This is a genomic window from Streptomyces sp. NPDC006624 (genome assembly GCF_040611555.1).
Classification (GTDB): domain Bacteria; phylum Actinomycetota; class Actinomycetes; order Streptomycetales; family Streptomycetaceae; genus Streptomyces.
The window spans coordinates 336,922-353,974 of record NZ_JBEXOM010000005.1; the positions used below are offsets into that span (position 1 = coordinate 336,922).

General features: G+C 70.9%; 15 protein-coding genes and 1 pseudogene. 7 read left to right on the forward strand and 9 right to left on the reverse strand.

The genetic code is table 11. The features are described from left to right. Positions 1-632: 632 nt before the first annotated feature. Positions 633-1,763 (reverse strand): hypothetical protein, encoded by a 1,131-nt coding sequence (locus ABZY20_RS12235; RefSeq protein WP_356440374.1) that lies wholly within the window; start codon positions 1,761-1,763, stop codon positions 633-635. A gap of 240 nt (positions 1,764-2,003) precedes the next feature. Here ABZY20_RS12235 and ABZY20_RS12240 point away from each other — a divergent pair. Next, a pseudogene (locus tag ABZY20_RS12240) lies at positions 2,004-2,181 on the forward strand (FMN reductase); the annotation flags it as partial. Here the strand turns inward: ABZY20_RS12240 and ABZY20_RS12245 are convergent. After that, positions 2,180-2,668, reverse strand: coding sequence for an ATP-binding protein (locus tag ABZY20_RS12245; protein ID WP_356440377.1), 489 nt, complete (start codon positions 2,666-2,668; stop codon positions 2,180-2,182). The pseudogene ABZY20_RS12240 and the gene ABZY20_RS12245 sit on opposite strands and share 2 nt — an antisense overlap. A gap of 544 nt (positions 2,669-3,212) precedes the next feature. On the opposite strand from ABZY20_RS12245, the gene ABZY20_RS12250 reads away from it, so the two are divergent. The 3 genes from ABZY20_RS12250 (at position 3,213) to ABZY20_RS12260 (ending at position 7,034) form a co-directional block, all read left to right on the forward strand. After that, positions 3,213-4,058 carry a hypothetical protein gene (locus ABZY20_RS12250; protein ID WP_356440380.1) on the forward strand — a complete coding sequence of 282 codons (846 nt, stop codon included), beginning with the start codon at positions 3,213-3,215 and terminating at the stop codon, positions 4,056-4,058. After that, complete coding sequence (locus ABZY20_RS12255; protein ID WP_356440383.1) at positions 4,043-5,260, forward strand: hypothetical protein; 1,218 nt, start codon at positions 4,043-4,045, stop codon at positions 5,258-5,260. Before ABZY20_RS12250 ends, ABZY20_RS12255 begins: the two co-directional genes overlap by 16 nt. Positions 5,261-5,507: 247 nt before the next feature. Beyond that, the gene (locus tag ABZY20_RS12260; RefSeq protein ID WP_356440385.1) at positions 5,508-7,034 is read left to right on the forward strand and encodes a hypothetical protein; all 1,527 of its coding nucleotides are present in this window, start codon (positions 5,508-5,510) and stop codon (positions 7,032-7,034) included. 222 nt (positions 7,035-7,256) lie between these two features. On the opposite strand, the gene ABZY20_RS12265 is transcribed toward ABZY20_RS12260, so the two are convergent. From ABZY20_RS12265 to ABZY20_RS12280, 4 genes are all read right to left on the reverse strand, one after another. After that, complete coding sequence (locus ABZY20_RS12265) at positions 7,257-8,405, reverse strand: hypothetical protein (protein ID WP_356440388.1); 1,149 nt, start codon at positions 8,403-8,405, stop codon at positions 7,257-7,259. Between the two features lie 664 nt (positions 8,406-9,069). Beyond that, the gene (locus tag ABZY20_RS12270) at positions 9,070-9,816 is read right to left on the reverse strand and encodes a hypothetical protein (RefSeq protein WP_356440391.1); all 747 of its coding nucleotides are present in this window, start codon (positions 9,814-9,816) and stop codon (positions 9,070-9,072) included. Positions 9,817-9,998: 182 nt separating this feature from the next. Continuing rightward, positions 9,999-10,829: an SAM-dependent methyltransferase gene (locus ABZY20_RS12275; protein WP_356440394.1), complete on the reverse strand. Its 831-nt coding sequence runs from the start codon at positions 10,827-10,829 to the stop codon at positions 9,999-10,001. Positions 10,830-11,468: 639 nt separating this feature from the next. After that, the gene (locus tag ABZY20_RS12280; protein WP_356440397.1) at positions 11,469-12,095 is read right to left on the reverse strand and encodes an HD domain-containing protein; all 627 of its coding nucleotides are present in this window, start codon (positions 12,093-12,095) and stop codon (positions 11,469-11,471) included. Positions 12,096-12,275: 180 nt separating this feature from the next. Here ABZY20_RS12280 and ABZY20_RS12285 point away from each other — a divergent pair, with 180 nt between their 5' ends. Continuing rightward, the gene (locus tag ABZY20_RS12285) at positions 12,276-12,818 is read left to right on the forward strand and encodes a hypothetical protein (protein ID WP_356440399.1); all 543 of its coding nucleotides are present in this window, start codon (positions 12,276-12,278) and stop codon (positions 12,816-12,818) included. Between the two features lie 46 nt (positions 12,819-12,864). On the opposite strand, the gene ABZY20_RS12290 is transcribed toward ABZY20_RS12285, so the two are convergent. Further along, entirely contained in the window at positions 12,865-13,824 is a 960-nt protein-coding gene (locus tag ABZY20_RS12290; protein WP_356440402.1) for an ATP-binding protein, read from the reverse strand. Positions 13,825-13,937: 113 nt separating this feature from the next. Beyond that, complete coding sequence (locus ABZY20_RS12295; RefSeq protein ID WP_356440404.1) at positions 13,938-14,339, reverse strand: RidA family protein; 402 nt, start codon at positions 14,337-14,339, stop codon at positions 13,938-13,940. 121 nt (positions 14,340-14,460) lie between these two features. Here ABZY20_RS12295 and ABZY20_RS12300 point away from each other — a divergent pair, with 121 nt between their 5' ends. Then, on the forward strand, positions 14,461-14,841 hold the full coding sequence (locus ABZY20_RS12300) for a helix-turn-helix domain-containing protein (RefSeq protein ID WP_356440407.1): 381 nt from the start codon (positions 14,461-14,463) through the stop codon (positions 14,839-14,841). A gap of 276 nt (positions 14,842-15,117) precedes the next feature. On the opposite strand, the gene ABZY20_RS12305 is transcribed toward ABZY20_RS12300, so the two are convergent. Next, the gene (locus tag ABZY20_RS12305) at positions 15,118-15,906 is read right to left on the reverse strand and encodes a CDP-alcohol phosphatidyltransferase family protein (protein WP_356440410.1); all 789 of its coding nucleotides are present in this window, start codon (positions 15,904-15,906) and stop codon (positions 15,118-15,120) included. A gap of 108 nt (positions 15,907-16,014) precedes the next feature. Between ABZY20_RS12305 and ABZY20_RS12310 the strand changes: the two genes are divergently transcribed. Further along, a complete protein-coding gene (locus ABZY20_RS12310) occupies positions 16,015-16,995 on the forward strand; it encodes a zinc-binding alcohol dehydrogenase (protein WP_356440411.1) in 981 nt (326 codons plus the stop codon). Positions 16,996-17,053 lie beyond the last annotated feature (58 nt).

Below are 17,053 nucleotides of genomic sequence, written 5' to 3' on the forward strand. Positions count from 1 at the left end.
CTCCACCGAGTCTCCGGTGGTGTGGCGAGCCAGCAGACGGTGATGGACAAAGGTGCCAAGGCCCTGCTCGACGATCTGCACAAGTATCCGGACGCCGGCGGTTTCGGCACCTCGCCCCAGGCGTTCGTGACATCGAACGTCAAGATCGGCAATAGTTTCCTCGAAGTGTGGGCCAAGAGCGTCGTCAGCATCGGCGGTGCGGCGGTCGGCTTCACTTCGACGGCCAATGCCTATGCGAAGGCGGAGGCGGTCAACGATCCGACGAGGAAGGCGAAACCGATCGTCCAGCCATTGCCGAAGGTAATCGAGAAGCCCCCCGACTACGGCTCCGTGCCGAATCTGAAGTGGGGCGACGACGACGGTGGCGACGATTTCATCCGCAGGCTCCTCGAGTGGGTGCCCGAGCTGGTCCGGGACGTACGCGGTGACGAGGAGGAGGCCGCGGCCGGACTCGGACTCGGCGTCGGGGACCCGTGGGGGTGGTGGCGACGGGCCGGCATTCCGCGCGGGTATCGGAGACCTCCACGCGCATCGGCCTGCCGTCCGCCTCGGCGGCCAGCCGGACGTGGAAGTCCCGTCCCGGAACGCGTCCGTGCTGGACGGCGGTGCGAGAGCGCTGCCGCACGACAGGATCACCCCCGGTGGCATCGCTCCCGCAGTTGCGCGAGGACCGCCTTCTCTTGGGAGTTGACGTCACCGTCCACGGTGGCCACGCGCTCCGCCGCGTCGAGGACGTCGCTGAGATCACCCGGCTCGGCGTCCACGCGCTTCCACACCTCGGCCGGGTCGATGTCGACGACGTGCGCGAGCCGTTCGTCGACCACCTCGTGCCGCTCCCGGACCAGCCGCACCAGATGCCGCATCAGCAGCGCCTCGTCGTCCGCGATCTTGGAGTTCGCCCTGATGACGAGCCATGCGACCCACAGCATCAACTGCGGGTGCCGACTGCTCCCGCTCATCCCCTCGGCGAGTTCGATCACCCGCGCCTCGTTCCGGAAGACGGCCCGCGCGTGCCGGCCGGCGAGGAGCGTGGTGTAGCGGTTCAACAGGACGGCGAGGGGGACGCCGATCAGGGGGATACCGATCTTGATGACGTTGCGCTGCAGGAGGTGCTTCCCGACGACGGGGAGCGCCTTCCCGGCGGCGAGCACCGATTTCGAGTAGAAGCGCTTGACCAGCGGTCGCACCAGGGCGGGGACCGCTTTGACCACGGTCTTGTTGGCCGCTTCCCCGCTCTTGATGGTGAGGGCCACGCGGATGAGCTTCCACAGGTCCTCGGGGTCGTGCACGTCGAGCGGGACCCGGTAGAGGACGGAGATGTCGTAGGCCAGGCGAAGCTGGAGCTGGGTGATGAACGCGATGTCGACCATCACGGTCGCCACGGCCGCGGGGACGGTCGCCGGTGAGGCACCCCCCAGGCTTCCGATGGTGGCGGCGACGGTCGCCGTGTAGGCCCCGGCGGAGAGCCCGCCTTCCAGCGCGGCGTACCGGGACGCCATCTTGATTCGCTGATCCACGATGGCGTCCGCGGGCACACCCGCGTACCGGTCCTGGAAGTACTGCCAGTCAACCTTCTCGGTGTACGAATGCATGGCATGGGCGGCGAGCTTGGTGAACCAGTTGCCCGACCTGATGTCGTCCGCGCTCAGGCCCTTGACGAAGTCCTTGATCTCGGCCTGCTCCTGCTCGACGACCTTCCGGTCGGCGGCGTCGTCGGCTTGGTCCGTGCCGGTGTCGGCAGCGTGTGTCGGCGCGTCTGTCACGGCGCGTTCCCCCAGACTGTTCCGCGGTCGGCCGAGCTGCGGGGCGCGGCCCCGGCTGCCGTCTCCGCGCGTTGCTTCGGCGAGCGGTGCAACGGCCGCTCGATGTCCTCCCCTTGAGGCGCAACCCTAGCCTCTCGTCGCGCGATGGGCGCCGCGTTGGGATAAGAGGGCGTGGGTCTGCAGGCGGGCGCGGTAAGCGCGAGGGCAGGCACGCGTGCGCGCTCGGCTCGCCGTCGCCGGATGGCCCCCGAGACCTTCACCCCGAGCGCCGAAGCGCTCGACGCGGACCTCGTATCCCTGGCCATCGGTGATGTGCACCTGCCCTTCCTGAACGACGAGGAACACCCGTCGACCGGCGCTCGGCCACCGCGAGCACACCCGCCGGTGGAGCCGGATCGTCGACGGGGCGGACGGCTTCACGCCGTGGAAGGGCAGGTCACGTTCACGGACGCCCACACAAACTTGCCAGGGTCGCCACGGCGGTCGGTGACGCCCCAGTCGTCGGCCAGGGCGGCGACGAGGAGGAGCCCGCGGCCGGACTCGCCTTCGGGGTCCGTGGGAGCGGTGACGGCGGGCAGGCGTTCCGCGTGGGTGTCGGAGACCTCCAGGCGCAGCCGGCGCCCGTCCGCCTCGGCGGCCAGCCGGACGTGGACGTCCCGTCCGGGGACGTGCCCGTGCCGTACGGCGTTGGCGCACAACTCCGCGGCGATCAGGGTCAGCGTCTCGTTGACGTCGCTGCCGTAGGGGTGGCCCCAGGAGTCCAGACACTGCCCGACGTAGAGCCGGGCGAGGCGGGCGAGGCGGGCGCCGCGCGGGGTCGAGGTGAACGCCACGGCGAACTCGGTGGGGGAGGCGGGACCGGGGGAGACCGGCCGGTGCCGCTGGGGGGGGGAAGGACCCTGCATGCCGTCAGCGTGGCGGCGGCGACCGGCGTGTCACCAGCAGCGACGCCTGTATGGGAGAGGGCTGTACATGGGGCGGAGTGCCGGTGTGGGGCTCGAACGGGAGGTGTCAACTCTGCGGACAGGCAATGCCGTTGTCCCTATGGTGGGTGGCGAGGGACGGTTGGTGCACGACGGGGGTTCTGCACGGGGCCCCACATCGGGCAGCCGAGCGCGAACACCACCTACCACGTCGTGAGGGGACGGCATGACGGCGACCGCGCCAGCGGGCGGGACACCGGAACCCCGGCCGAACACCACAGGGAACACAGGGGGAAGCCCCGCTCCGGGGTCGGCGCAGCAGAACGGGACCCCGGACGGTACCGCACCGCCCGCCCCCTTACCGCCCTCACCGACGCGACCTCCGGACGTGCCGCCTGCGTCTTCGGCGTCCACCGGCGGGGGCAGCGGGGGTGACGACGGTCTCCGGACGGTTCTCCCCGAAGTGCTCGGCGTGCCTGCCGACGCCTCCCGGCGCAAGAGGAGGCTGTGGTTGACGGTGGCGGCGGTGAGCGCTGTGCTGGGAGGCCTGGGCGGGGCGCTGCTGGCCTACGTCATGATCGGGCCGAGCGTCACCAAGGAGAACGACTCCAACAAGGCGTACGACGCCTCCCAGCCGCCGTTCACGGTGTCGGTACAGCCCGAGCAGAGCGAGCCCCGGGAGTGGGCGATGGTGCTCGACCGGACGCTGACCGACGATGAGGTCCGGAAGATGAAGGCCAGTGCGGACGTCTTCTCCTACCTCAAGTCCCTGGGCGGCCGTCCGCTCGCCTACGCGCCGTTCCTGGAGCATGCTCCGCAGCGGTACAACGAGGCACAGACCTCCAGTGGGCGCATGGAGTTCTCGGACACGTTCAAGATGACCGTGATGAGCACACGCCAGTACGCGGTGACCATCAACGACTGGAAGGTCACCGACCTGACGTGCCGGGAGAGCACCGCGCAGGCCGTCATCGGCCTTCCGCCGCAGGGCGGGGTCGCCTACGAGGGCATCCGGCTCCACCTTCCGCCCCGCGCCGACGAACCGGTGCTGACCGACGACACAGAGGGACAGGGCGAGCCCTATTTCGACAACCGCTTCGTCGAGGTCGGCAACGGCCAGTCCTCGGGCGGACTCCGGGCGGAGGTCATCGCGCCGCGGGGACAGACCTGCGAATGGGGCATCCAGGTCCACTACAACGACACCCACCGACCGGAAGGACGGTGGGTCCAACTGAAGGACGACAAGGGCGAGCCACTGCGCATCCGCACGGAGTCCGTGCCTGAGAACCCCGGGCAGAGCTGGGTTTTCGGGCCCGTTCCCTGGACGTCCTGCCACGACAAGCCCGAGGGGAACATGTGCTCCCTGCTCTGAGAAGCAAGGTCGCGGTCCTCGTCGCCGTGCTGACCGTCCTGTGTGTCCAGGGGTGCGGCTCCTCGCCGTCGGAGGAGGAGGAAGCGCCGCAGCCGGGTCCCTCGGCGCCCTACTGGGGCAACCGCGCATACACCCTTCCGGACAGCCCGTTCACCCGCGAGGGCGCGGTCGTCACCGCCACGTGCAGCATGGGCGCCCGCTTCGCCGGGGTCAACGTGCAGGCCTGGGATCCCGAGCGGTGGAAACTGCGCGAGACCCGGAACTTCTTCATCCCGGTCGACGCCGCGTTCACCAACCACCCGGACGCCAAGAACGTCAACAGCGCTCTCGTGGACCTCTGCGGAGTGAGTTCGGAGAGCCCGTCGCCCTACGCCGTGGACGATCTGGAGTACGTGACTCCCCGCGTCCGCGCCCTGTTCGACCTGGCGTACACGCGCATGGCGGTGGTGCTCCGGGACGCGGACGGAAGGTCGACGCACGCCGGCTACGTGGAGAGCGGCGGCAACGCCGACGACTTCGTGCGCCTGAGCGACGCGAACGGCGACGACGAGCAGAACGCCGGGATGGCGCCCGACGGGCGGAGCGTGTGGTTCACGTACACCACCGCCGACGGTGAGCGCAGGATCGGCTCGCGGTCCACCGAGGGGGATCACCGCCTGTCGGACGAGGGCCCGGCGATCGGGCACGACCTACCCCTGACCGTCACCGGGAAGCCGCCGCACGCCGTCCAGGCCAACATGGTGCACCTCGCTCCCGACGGCCGCCGCCTCACCGCGACCGCCCCGAAGATCTACGGGCACGTCTTCCACACCCGGGATTCCTCGGGACCGCTCACCGCCGCATCGGGCCGCTCCGCCACCCTGCTCAGTGGGTGCGTCGGCATCGTCGGCTGGGTCGCGGACGAACGGGTGCTGTGCCGCACCCAGTCGGGCACCTTCCGGACGGTGGATGCCCGTAGGGGCCGTCCCGAGGGGAACGCCGTCGCCGTGGTCCGCGAGGACGACGGGAGGGTCGCCGAGGGGATGGTGGTGTCGGCGGACGGTGAGAAGTTCATCGCGTCCGTTCACTCGCCCAACGACCGCTCGGGGCAGCCGGTGGGCCTGGGTGACTTCCGGGTGGTGTCGACCTCGGGGGAAGGGGCCGCGGTCCCTGTCTCCGCCGAGTCCTTGACCAACGACACGGTGTTCCTGGAGTGGCGCTGAAGCACACGGGTGCGGGTGTACAGGCGAGGGCTGTACGGGGGAGGGCGGGCGCTCGTCCCCGGCACGGGGGAAGCGGACCGAAGCGGTGCGAAAGCCACGGTGCGTGCCCGACCCTCCACTCGGCTGCCACCGCCGTACAACCGCGGGGCGAGCGCCCGAAACGCCGGCCGTGACCGCACCCCTGTCCGCATGGCCTCCTGCAGGGGCCGCGAATCCGCGGTCACGGGACGGTGTTACTTTCCGCGGCATGACCGATCACGCACTACGGCTGCTGCGGCGGGACCGCCGACTGGCCGAACTGGCCGCCTGCCCCTTCGACTTCGACCTGGACCGCGCCGCCCACGGCCATGTCGAGGAGGTCCGCCTCGCCTCGGGCGGACCGCTGGAGACGGTGGCCGGGGACGACACCGGCGGCACGTACTTCGTGTGCGCGGACGGCTCGGTGCTCTACGCCGACTCGGAGGGCGCCGCGGGGATCATCGGCTCCAGTGTCGACGAGGCCCTGGAAGTGGTGATCGGCCTGCCCGGCTGGCGCGGCTACACGCGTCTGTCGCCGGACGACGGCGAGGAGAAGATCCTGGCGTGCGTCGCGGAGACCGAGGACGAGATCCGTGAGCACCACGCAATCGACGAGGAGCGGGCCGAACTCCGTGCGGGGCTCGGCTTCCCGGAACGCTCCCCGGTCGAGCTGGTGGGCAGACTGCGTGCCGCCCTGCTGCGCACCGAGCCGGACTTCGTCCTGCTCAACGCGGATGAGGGCTGCGCGTACGACCGGTTGGGCCCGGCCGGTCCACCGCTGTGGGAGACGGTGCTCGCGGCGGGCCGCGCCGATCTCGCCCGCCTGCGGGAGGGCGACCGCACGGCATGGCGTGAAGTCGCCGAGGACCCGGTCCGGCGCCGGCTCACCCTGCGGGCCGCGCAGTTCGACCGCGCCGAGGGCGATCCGGAGCTGCTGCGGCATCTGCTGCGGCACGAGACACGGTCCTCGATGTCGGACGAACTGCGGCTCGCGGCCGTGCTGGTGGGGCTGCACGGGGACACTGGGGACCTGCCGCTGCTGCTCGAGGTCCGGGAGACGGACTTCGACACGGCGTGCGGCCTGGGCGGTATGCCGGAACCGGGTGCCAGCGCTGAGGAGTTGCGACGGTGGGCGCGGGAGCTCGACGAGTCGATGTTCGGGACGGACCCGTCGGACGAGCCGGTCGCCACATGGACCGACCTGGCGCGGGACCAGGGGATGACGGACCTCGCGCGGGTGACACTGATCCGCGAACTCGACAGCATCGTCATGGACCAGAGCGCACTCCGCCGCCCTGAAGCGCCCCACACCCTGGCCACGGCTCCGCTGAGCGCGCTCGCCCAGGACTTCGAGGATCTCGGCGACCTTCCCCAGGCGCTGCGCGCCCAGCGCCTGTACGCCGCCCTTCAGGAGTCGGCATGGGACCGGGCCTCGGCCCGGCGCACCCTCGCCCGCCTGGAACGGGAGGCGGGCCGGCTGCCGCAGGCGGTGGACAGCCTGGCCGCCGTACGCGAGGCCCTGGCGACTCCGGGCGACGACTCACTGCGCTACTGGCAGCGGGTCAACCTCGGCCGTTTCATCGCCGAGGAGCACTACCGGCTCACCCTCGCCCTGGCCGACGCGGGCCGCCCCGAGGAGGCCCGTGCCCTCCTCACCGCCGCAGACGCCGTACTCGGCGAGCTCTCGGACAACGCCGCCAAGAGCGTTCGCGCGCTCGCCGAGCGGACCGCTGCACGCGTGCGGGCGGCCGACTGAGGACGGGCACGGTGGGCGGTCGGCCCGCCGGGAAGCAGTGACTGCCGGAGCAGCCTCCTCGTCCGCTGCTCCGAGCGACGCACCACCGTCAGCGTGGCATTCTCCGAGCTCGCCGGAGGGGGGAACGACCGAACCACCGGGACGTGGAGTGGTGGTGAACCCGTGGGCGGGGTGACGGCGCCCCGCCCACGGGAGCGGTCGCGGACGAGGGAGGGCGGGAGTTCAATCCGGCAGGGGACAGGTGAGGGGGAGGACGCGTTCGGTCAGCCGGCCGGTGAGGTGGGTGTCGGTGAGGGCGGTGTCGGTGAGCCAGTCCGCTGCGGTCAGCCGGTCGATCAGGTCCCGCAGTTCGCCGGCGCCGACCGGGACGCGGGTGGTGAGGGCGTTCAGGGTGACGCCCCGGCCGCCGGGTCCGAGGCGCCCCACGTCGTCCGTCCATGTGGCCAGCGTCACGGCGAGAAGCCGGGCGCCGGCGGATGCCTTGGCCTTGCGGAGCTTCTTGTCCGAGACCACTCTCTGGGCCCAGCCGGAGAGCTTGGGCCGTGTCTTCCTGCCGAACGTGAACGGGCTCGTCCCGTCCTGGTCGGGCACCAGGGAGGGGACGGTGACCGGGGTGGGGTTCTCCGGGCGGGAGGCGAGCAGGTCGCCGACGGTGCCGGGGAGGGACAGCCAGCCGCAGCCGGTCAGCTGCTCGATCAGGCCCTCCGGGTCGGTCAGGCCCAGCGCGTTGACGTCCTGGCCGACGAGGTTGCCGGTGCCGGTGTGCGCGGTGCGCAGAGTCAGCATCAGTACCAGCAGCCGTGCTTCCGCTCCGGACAGCGGCGAGTGGCCGACCACGTGCGCGAGGACGGAGCGCGCGCTCTCCCACTGCGTCGGCACGGTCAGCAGGCGCGCCACGCCCGGTTCGTCGCCGTCCGGGACGCAGCCGGTGCGGTGCTGGTGCTGGCGCCGGATGACGGCGGCGGCCTGCTCGGCACGCCGGGCCTCCAGCCGCAGGGTGACGTCACAACTGACGTCTGACCAGGTGAGGAAGGCGCGGGCCTTGCGTTCCTGGAGATCGGCCAGCAGCGCCAGGTCGGGCTCGGGGCGCTTCTGGTAGGCGCGGAAGAGGTCACCGAGCTCGGTGAGTTCGTCCCGCAGGGACACGGGCCGCAGGTCGCGCGGAATGACACGCCGGCCGATCCTCGCCTCCGGCGGGCGGCGGCGCCGCGCGGGTACGGGGCGGGGTGCGGGCAGGGGGAGGGGCGCCGGACAGCCCGTCCGGGTGGTGACCTGCTGGTCGGAGAACTGCGGCATGCCCGCGCCGGTGCCCGCCGCCGCGGGGGCCGGGCGGCCGGCGGTCCGGGGTGCGGACGGACGGGAGGTGGCCACGGTCCGGGCCCCGGGAGTGGCGGCGGCACACTGTGAACAACACTCCAGGGCCTGCCACCAGCGTCCTGCCCGGTCGGAGATCACGGCCAGGACGATCGGTCCGCCGCACTGCCAGGGCTGTCCGGTACGCGCATGCCTGCCGGTGTCGGGGAGGTGGGCGCGGCAGCCGTCGGCCCGGCAGGCGCAGTAGGTATCGGCTCTGGGGGCGGGGGTCGTGCGCAGGTGCGCCTCCAGGTGGGCGACCGCGGCCGTACGGCCTGCCAATGCGGAGGGCAGACGCCGCTCGGCACAGGCGGGCCGGCTGCATGAGACGCGCACCTCCGAGCTGCCTCGGCCGACGGGGTCCAGACGCACGGTCCACCGGCGCCCCGGCACCCGCTCGCTCCCTGCGGCGGCCTGTGTCATCCCGTTCTTCCTCGTCTCCCTTGACCTGCGTGTCGCCGCCGCTTCCCGTTCTGCCGAGAGGTGTTCGGGCGGCGGGCCCACGGTATGCGGCACAGAGGTGAAGGGGGATGAAACAGCCCAGGGTGAGGGCTTTCGGGTGACAACGCCGTCCCTTTCGGTGAACCCGGGCTCGACGGCTGTCACGACGACGGAGAGCCGGGTCCGAACCGGCCTTTCCGCGAGCGTACTCGGGCGGCTGGGGTGGGAACTGAGCTGTCGGTCAGCTGCCCTGGTAGATCGTGGTGCACAGCAGCGTGGCGCCGTCGTCCACCAGGGCGGCCCAGTAGCGCGTCTGATCACCTGCCGCCCGGCGGCAGTTGTTCGCGTCGGCGCCCGCCGGGGCGCGGTAGACGCCTGTGATGTGCATGATCTGGTTGTACGGGACGGGTACCGGCTCGCGTCGGCAGGCCACGGCCGTCATCAGGGCGAGGGAGATCGAGTCGCCGGACTGCCGGCCGAGCATGCAGTAGTTGGCGTGGTAGACGCGGGTGAGGCAGAGCTTCGTGGTGTCGCCGGTGGTGGTGGACCGGTAGCTCCAGTACGACTTCCCATAGCCGGTGGGGCAGGCCGTGTTGATGGCGGTCACCTGGACCTGCGCCTGCTCGCCGGCGCAGGACACGGGGGCCGGCGGAGCACCGACGCTCCAGTCGATGCTGGTGGTGCCCCCGCGGCCCGTGTCGTAGACGGCCAGGCAGTCGCCGACCGAGACGGCTTCGAACGCCACTTCGGTGGGATCCGGAGCGGGTGTCGACGGCTCGGGGTCGGGCTCGTCACTGCTCCCCTCACCGGTGTCAGTGCTCCCCTCACCGGTGCCGGAGTCATCGGGGATGCGGACGGTCGGCGAAGACGTGTACGGGGCCGCGCTGGAACTGGAGGGGGATGAGTCGGCCACCAAGTCCTTCAGCTCACCCACGTTGTTCAAGCCCAGCCAGCCCAGGATCGACAGCACGGATGCGATTCCGCCCATCAGTGCCCACACCTTGGCAGCGGAATGGTCATCGGATGCCCCTGCCACCATGCCCTCCCCCCCGCCGAGACTCAGGCGATATTAGCCGTTTTGGCGCCGTCGGGAGTCCAACTCCCTTGTCCCGCCCCTGTTGACCCCCGCCGGGGCCAGCAGCCCACGGATCGCCGCCCGCCGGGGAGCCGTTACGCCTTGCGGGCCAGCCCGGCGACGATGAGGTGCTGCCAGACGCTGAGCTCCGGCTGTGCGCCGTCGGCGCTCCAACGGTTGGCGGTCGTGTCGGGACGCCACAGGGGCGCGGGAACGATCCCTGGGTCGAGGATCTCCAGACCCTCTAGCAGGGAGGCGATCTCCTCGTCGGTGCGCCAGCGGCCGCGGCCGAAGGTCTGCTGGAGGACCCGCTCGGCCTCCGCGGTCTCCGGGTTGTCGCCGGAACGGAAGTGGCTGACGAAGAAGTGGCTCCCGGACGGCACGTGCTCGCGCCAGTGGCGGACGATGCCCGCCGGGTCCTCCTCGTCGTTGACGTGGTGGAGGATGGCGCTGAGGACGACGGCGACGGGGCGGTCGAAGTCGATCAGCTCCAGGGTGTCCGGGTGGGTGCGGACGCCTTCGGGGTCGCGTACGTCCGCCCGGACGACCCGGGTCCGGTCGTTCTGCTCCAGCAGCGCGCAGCCGTGGACCAGCACCTGGGGGTCGTTGTCGACGTACACGATCCGGGACTCCGGGGCGTGCCGCTGCGCGACCTGGTGGACGTTGTCGGCGGTCGGCAGACCGCTGCCCAGGTCGATGAACTGCCGTATGCCGGTGGTCGTCACGATCTGCTTGACCGCCCGTGTCAGGGCCGCGCGGTTGGCGAAGGCGATGGCCACCGAGCCGGGGAGGTCGCGGAAGAACACGTCGCCGACCTCCCGGTCCACCGCGTAGTTGTCCTTGCCGCCGAGCAGGTAGTCGTAGACGCGGGCGATGCTCGGCCTGGTGGAGTCGATGGAGGGGCCTTCAACCGTCATGCCGGCCATTCTCCCCCGCGAGGTCGCCCGCCTACCGGCGTTCCGGAATCACCGGGCGGACGGATTCCGAGGTCGGGTCGGCCCCGGTCCACGACCGCGCAGGGAGGGGCGCCCCGACCGCCGGTACGGTCGGCCGAGACGAGGCGCCGCGGACGTCGGGGAACCCGGAAGCGCGCAGGTCCGCCACCGGCGGGGCGGGCCGGCGATGTCGGGCTTTCAGCCGTCCAGCTCAGCGCAGAGGGCGGTCACTTCCTCGTGGGCCGCCTCCGCTTCGGCGTCCTTCACGCCGAAGGACTGCAGGCGCATCCATCGGTCTACGGACAGGCGATCCCGGCACGGGAACCGGCAGCATGTGAACCACCCCCCTCACCGGTCAAAATGTCCGAGTGTGCGCTGAGTTGGCTGGGCATCAGAAGCACTCGGTCGCCCGGCGCGGGTCCTTTAACGAGGGTGCGGTCGCGTCTGAGTGCGCACTGCCTCGCTGGTTGCGGTGGTTCCTTGGCATGGGCGCGTGTACACGCGAGAGCTGTACGGGGCATTCGTGCGCGGTACGGGGCATTCGTGTTGGGTGCGAAGCTCGGCACCATTCCCGCCCTACGGGGCACCTCTTCCACGAGGTAGCCCCGGCGTGTGACGCGGACTCAACCTTTAGGCCTGGAGGGCGGTCGCTGCCGCGGCGTCCTCACCCATCCCGAAACCCGGCACGGCCCCCGTGAGATCCGGCTCGCCGAACTCCGCCCGCAGTGCCTGAAAAGCGGTCACCTTGTCCGCACCGAAGCGCCCGACATGCGCGGCGTACTCGTCGGGGGAGAGGAACACCGACGGCCTGGACTTGGTGTGGAACTTGTCCGCGTACATCACCAGCCTCTCCTCCGCCGTGACCGCCACGTAGTCGCCAGGCGGAAGAGGCAGTCCCTGGTTCACGATGTCCTGCCGCGTGAGTCCCACCCCGGTGTGGTGGGAGCAGAAGCGGCGGAGGGCTTCGGGATAGCCCTCCGCTTCGAGGATCTCGTGGCCGAGCAGGCCGTGCCGGACGTAGTTCGCGTGGTCCAGTCGGCCGTCCTCCGCGTAGAGGCGGTAGACGCCGATGTCGTGGAGGAGGCAGCCGGCGCGGACCAGGTCGGCGTCGACGTGCGCGAGGTGGGGAGCGGTGAGGAGCCGCTCGGCGATGGACCAGACGATCTCGCAGTGCGTGTGGACGAGAGTGAACGCCTCGGTGGTGGGCGCGTGCTTCTCGTGCAGCGCGCGGATCTCTTCGGGGCCCGGAATCCTCATCGGGGGAGCGTAACAACCGTTCGTCCGGCGTCCGGCCGGGCCGAACAGTTCCCGAGGGGCCGTTTTTCACGCTATCGGATGGTGCTTCGCCGGATGGGCACCTGCCCGGACCGCGGGCCGTTCGAGCTGGTGACGGGACTTTTCGTCCCCGGCACAGTGACGGAGTGATGGGAGTACACCATGGGACTGACCTTCCACCGCAACCCCGACGGCACGACGACCGGACGTAACGAATCCAACGGCTTCACCGTGACGCATGCCGAAGAAGAAGAGGTGAAGCGGCAGCTGTACGAGGACGCCGGGTGGGAGTACACGCCTCCACCGCCTCCTGTTCCACCCGGGTTCCATCGGTTCTCGCTGGTGCACGAGGAGTCCCGGGCCTCCGGGTTCGGGGACGAGCGGTATGCGGGGCTGCGGGCGCGTCCGCCTGAGGGGTGTGCGCCCGTCGACTGGGGGGACCTCGCCCTGGAGTGCGTGCGGCCGGGCAAGACGCTGATGGACGCCGTCGCCGGTACCGTCGCCGAAGTCCGCCGAGAGCACGGGCTGGTGATGAACAGCCTGGGCGTCGAGAAGCCCCAGGAGTGGTTCGACGCCGACAGCAAGGACGGACACGCGGCCGAGATCGTCGCGCACCTGGTGCTGATGGCCGCCGACCGCGCCCGGCTGCTCGGGTACGGGCGCAAGGACCTGGTCCGGCTACTCGACGCGACCGGGATCGAGTAGCCGGTGGGGTGTGTCAGTCCGGTGGGGTGTGTCGGTTGGGCTGAGGTCAGGCCTGTGCTGCCGGTCCCGGGACGTACTCAGGATCCACCTGAGCCGTCAGGTCCTCTCCCGTGCGCGCATCCCCCCATGCCCGCGCGTTCCGCAAGTGGAACTCGACCGCGTGCCGGTGCAGCCGGTCCCAGTCGCGGACGTGGGAGTCCACCGTCTCCCGCAGGACGCGCAAGGCGTGGAGGTTGTGCGGCTCCAGGGAGTCCAGGGCATCAAGCCCCGGTTGCGTGCGGCCCTGTTCCGCCGCGCGGACCCAGGGGGACTGCACGAGGTGCGTCAGGAGGTCGTCACCCACCTGCGCCTTGAGGAAGAGCAGGTCGTCCTCGCTGGTCACCTTGTTGCCGACGACCGCGATGCGGATGCCGAACTGCTCCGCGTGGTCCCGGTACTGGCGGTAGACCGAGACGCCCTTGCGCGTGGGCTCCGCTACCAGGAACGTCAGGTCGAAGCGGGTGAACAGGCCCGAGGCGAAGGCGTCCGCGCCGGCTGTCATGTCGATCACGACGTACTCGCCGGGGCCGTCGATCAGGTGGCTCAGGTACAGCTCGACCCCGCCGAGCTTGGAGTGGTAGCAGGCCACGCCCAGGTCGGACTCGTCGAACTCGCCCGTGACCATGAGGGGGACTCCGCCGGCCCGGCCGACGTGCCGGGTGTGCAACTCGTCGTCGCCGAGCGGGCGCAGGAGGCGGGAGCCGCGGCCCGGCGGGGTCGTCTTGATCATCGCCTCGGGGGAGGTGATGCGCGGGTTCGTGCCCCGGAGGAGGGCCTTGATGTCGGGCAGGTGCGCGCCCAAGGGCGGGGCGGACTTCTCCTCGCCGCCCAGCGCCTCCGCCAGGTGCTGGTTGATGTCGCCGTCGATGGCGAGGACCGGGGCGCCGGACCGTGCCAGGTGGCGGGAGAAGAGTGCCGACAGGGTGGTCTTGCCGCTGCCGCCCTTGCCGACGAACGCGACCCTCACAGTCGTTCCACCTTTTTGAAAATGGATGTCATGTGGATAGGTTTAGGGAGTGATCGCCGGCACTGTCAAATCCGCTACTCCTTATGGGGGTTGCGCCGTTGCCGGTCGGTGGTTCACGCGGGCAGCTTCGTGTCGATCACGCAGCTGATCTCGATCAACTGTCCGGGGAAGGTCAGCTCGGTGACGCCGAGTGCCGTGGTGACCGGGCGGTGGGTGCCGAAGTACGCCCGGTTGCCCTGCGCCACCGCCTCGGAGTGGCGGATGGGGTCCACGATGTACAGGGTCTGGGAGACGATCTGGTTGCGGGTGGCGCCGTAGTGGGCCAGGACCTTGTCGATGTTGGCGTAGGTCCCGTCGAGCTGGGCGGTGACGTCCTCCTCGGGGTGGAAGTCACCCGCCGCGTCGAACGACAGCTGTCCTGAGACGTGGATCAGGTCGCCGGACCTGATCGCCTGCGTGTAGCCGAAGTAGCTCTCGGCGGGGATGTCGTGGTCGTAGGCGTCGAGCGTGGTCATGGGGTCGTCCTTCCGGCGGGCACGGGCGAGGCGGCCACGTGCTCTCTTGTGGTTACTGGGAAACCGTAAGAGAGTGAGCGGTAACCTGGAAGAACGCACTTTTCGGTGACGGAGGAACCAGATGGTGACCAAGCAGGTGGGAGACCTGCCCGAGCATGCAGATCTGCGGAGAGCGGACTCCCTGGCGCGGGAGATCTTCTCGGACGTCGCCAACAAGTGGGCGTTGCTGATCATCGAGGCCCTCGGCGAACGCACCTTGCGGTTCAGCGAGCTGCGGGACGAGGTCGAGGGTGTCAGTCACAAGATGCTGACGCAGAACCTGCGGATGCTGGAGCGGAACGGTCTGGTCGACCGGAAGGTGCACCCCACCGTGCCGCCGAAGGTCGAGTACACGCTGACCGAGCCGGGCCGGGCCCTGCGCGCCACGGTCGACGCGATATGCGGCTGGACCCATCAGTACCTCGGCCACATCGAGTCGGCTCGTGGGCGGTTCGGTGGCTGACGAGGTGGCTCGTGGGGGGCCCTGACGGGGTGGCTCGCGGGTGGTTCGGTGCCTGACGGGGTGGCTCGCGGGCGGTTCGGCGCCTGACCGGCGGTCTTGCGGCTCCTCGCCGGTTCGGCCTGAAGCCGGCGCGCCGGGCGGGGAGGGCCGGGCGTCTGTCGCACCTCGGCCAGGCATCGGCGGTGGGTCGGCCACGTATCGGCCACGTATCCGTCGTACGGCGGCCGGCTTACCGCCGTACCTCCGCCGGGCACCCGCCGTACGTCGGCCGGGTTCTCACCCCGCGACCAGCTCCCGCACCTGCCGAGGCGCCGCAGCCTCCGCGGTCTCTGCTGTCTCCGCGGCCTTCTCCACCCGCGAGGTCCGGTACAGCCACAGCACGTCTCGGCCGAACGACCACACCAGCAGGCCCAGCGCCAGGGCCGCGACGCCGAAGTTGGCGAGGTAGGGGAGCAGTTCGGCGCCCGCCAGCAGCAGGAGTACGCCCTGGAGCGCGGCGACCGTCTTGCGGGCGGTGCTCGGCGGCAGGGCGGCGGTCAGCCAGGGCCAGACCTTCGCCGCGGCGACGAAGACATAGCGCATGCCGCCGATCAGCAGGACCCACGGGCCCAGCTGCATCGACACGTACACGCTGAGCACCAGGATCAGGAAGGCGTCGACCTCCATGTCGAAGCGCGCGCCCAGCGGGGTGGAGGTGCCGGTGCGGCGGGCCACCTTGCCGTCGACGCCGTCGAGGATGAGCGCCACCGCCGTCAGGCCCACGAACAGCGACACGGGGGGTGAGCTGTGGAAGGAGTCCGCGACGAGCGCGGTGACGCCGCCGACGAGGGTGGCCCGGCCGAGCGTGACCCGGTTCGCCGCGCCGAACGAGCGCAGCCGGGAGCGGTGCAGGGCCCGGGAGAGCACCGCCCAGGTGGCGATCGCGAACGCGAGGCCGGTCAGCCAGCCCGCCGGCCCCATCCCGATCGCCGTGCCGATCAGGGCCAGCAGCAGAACCTGCACGCCCGCCCCCACAGCGGTCTCCTGCTGTACGAGCCTCGCGTCGTAAGTGTTGTTCAGGGCCACCGAACACCCTCCGGCCGTGTGACAGAGTCGATCAACGCCGCTACCTTGTGCGCGGCCTGTGCACCCCTCGGTACGCAAGCAGCTTCCCGATCGTTCAGGAGGACTTCGATGAAGCACACCGGTCGCGCGTTCTGGATCGACTCGCCCGGGCGAGGCGGGATCCGGGATGTCGCCCTGCCGGACCCGGGTGAGGGGGAGGTGCTGGTCCGCACGCTGTACTCCGGTGTGAGCCGCGGCACGGAGACGCTCGTCTTCCGCGGCGGTGTGCCCGTCAGCCAGCACACGGCCATGCGGGCACCGTTCCAGGAGGGAGACTTCCCGGGCCCGGTGAAGTACGGCTATCTCAACGTCGGTGTGGTGGAGCAGGGGCCCGCCGCGCTCACCGGCCGTACGGTGTTCTGCCTCTACCCGCATCAGACCCGGTACGTCGTCCCGGCGAGCGCCGTGACGCCCGTGCCGGACACCGTTCCCGCCGAACGCGCCGTGCTGGCCGGGACCGTGGAGACCGCCGTCAACGCCCTGTGGGACGCCGCGCCCCTGGTCGGCGACCGGATCGCGGTGGTCGGCGGCGGCATGGTCGGCTGCTCGGTGGCGGCGCTGCTCGCGCGGTTCCCCGGCGTGCGCGTGCAGCTGGTCGACGCCGATCCGTCTCGCGCCGAGGTCGCCGGTGCGCTCGGCGTCGGCTTCGCCTCGCCCGGCGACGCCGCTGGCGACTGCGACCTGGTGGTGCACGCCAGCGCCACCGAGCAGGGCCTCGCCCGCTCCCTGGAACTGCTCACCGCCGAGGGGACCGTCCTCGAACTGAGCTGGTACGGCGACCGGCAGGTCAGCCTGCCGCTCGGCGAGGCCTTCCACTCCCGGCGGCTCGTCATCCGCTCCAGCCAGGTCGGCACCGTCTCCCCGGCCCGTCCGCACCGCACCTACGCCGACCGGCTCGCCGTCGCCCTCGACCTGCTCGCCGACCCGGCGCTGGACGCGCTGGTCACCGGTGAGTCCGCCTTCGAGGACCTGCCGGAGGTCCTGCCGAAGCTCGCGTCGGGCGAGATCCCGGCGCTCTGCCACCGCGTCCGCTACGACCAGGCGGACTGACCTGTACGACCGGAACGATGGACGCATCGGCTGACGATTCGTTCCATCCGGTACGAGA

What these genes read in the sequence shown, in the direction of transcription:
- ABZY20_RS12245 (WP_356440377.1), bottom strand. Translation starts at nt 2,668, where the DNA reads ATGCAGGGTCCTTCCCCCCCCCAGCGGCACCGGCCGGTCTCCCCCGGT.
- ABZY20_RS12260 (WP_356440385.1), top strand. Translation starts at nt 5,508, where the DNA reads ATGACCGATCACGCACTACGGCTGCTGCGGCGGGACCGCCGACTGGCC.
- ABZY20_RS12270 (WP_356440391.1), bottom strand. Translation starts at nt 9,816, where the DNA reads ATGGGCGGAATCGCATCCGTGCTGTCGATCCTGGGCTGGCTGGGCTTG.
- ABZY20_RS12275 (WP_356440394.1), bottom strand. Translation starts at nt 10,829, where the DNA reads ATGGCCGGCATGACGGTTGAAGGCCCCTCCATCGACTCCACCAGGCCG.
- ABZY20_RS12280 (WP_356440397.1), bottom strand. Translation starts at nt 12,095, where the DNA reads ATGAGGATTCCGGGCCCCGAAGAGATCCGCGCGCTGCACGAGAAGCAC.
- ABZY20_RS12285 (WP_356440399.1), top strand. Translation starts at nt 12,276, where the DNA reads ATGGGACTGACCTTCCACCGCAACCCCGACGGCACGACGACCGGACGT.
- ABZY20_RS12295 (WP_356440404.1), bottom strand. Translation starts at nt 14,339, where the DNA reads ATGACCACGCTCGACGCCTACGACCACGACATCCCCGCCGAGAGCTAC.
- ABZY20_RS12300 (WP_356440407.1), top strand. Translation starts at nt 14,461, where the DNA reads ATGGTGACCAAGCAGGTGGGAGACCTGCCCGAGCATGCAGATCTGCGG.
- ABZY20_RS12310 (WP_356440411.1), top strand. Translation starts at nt 16,015, where the DNA reads ATGAAGCACACCGGTCGCGCGTTCTGGATCGACTCGCCCGGGCGAGGC.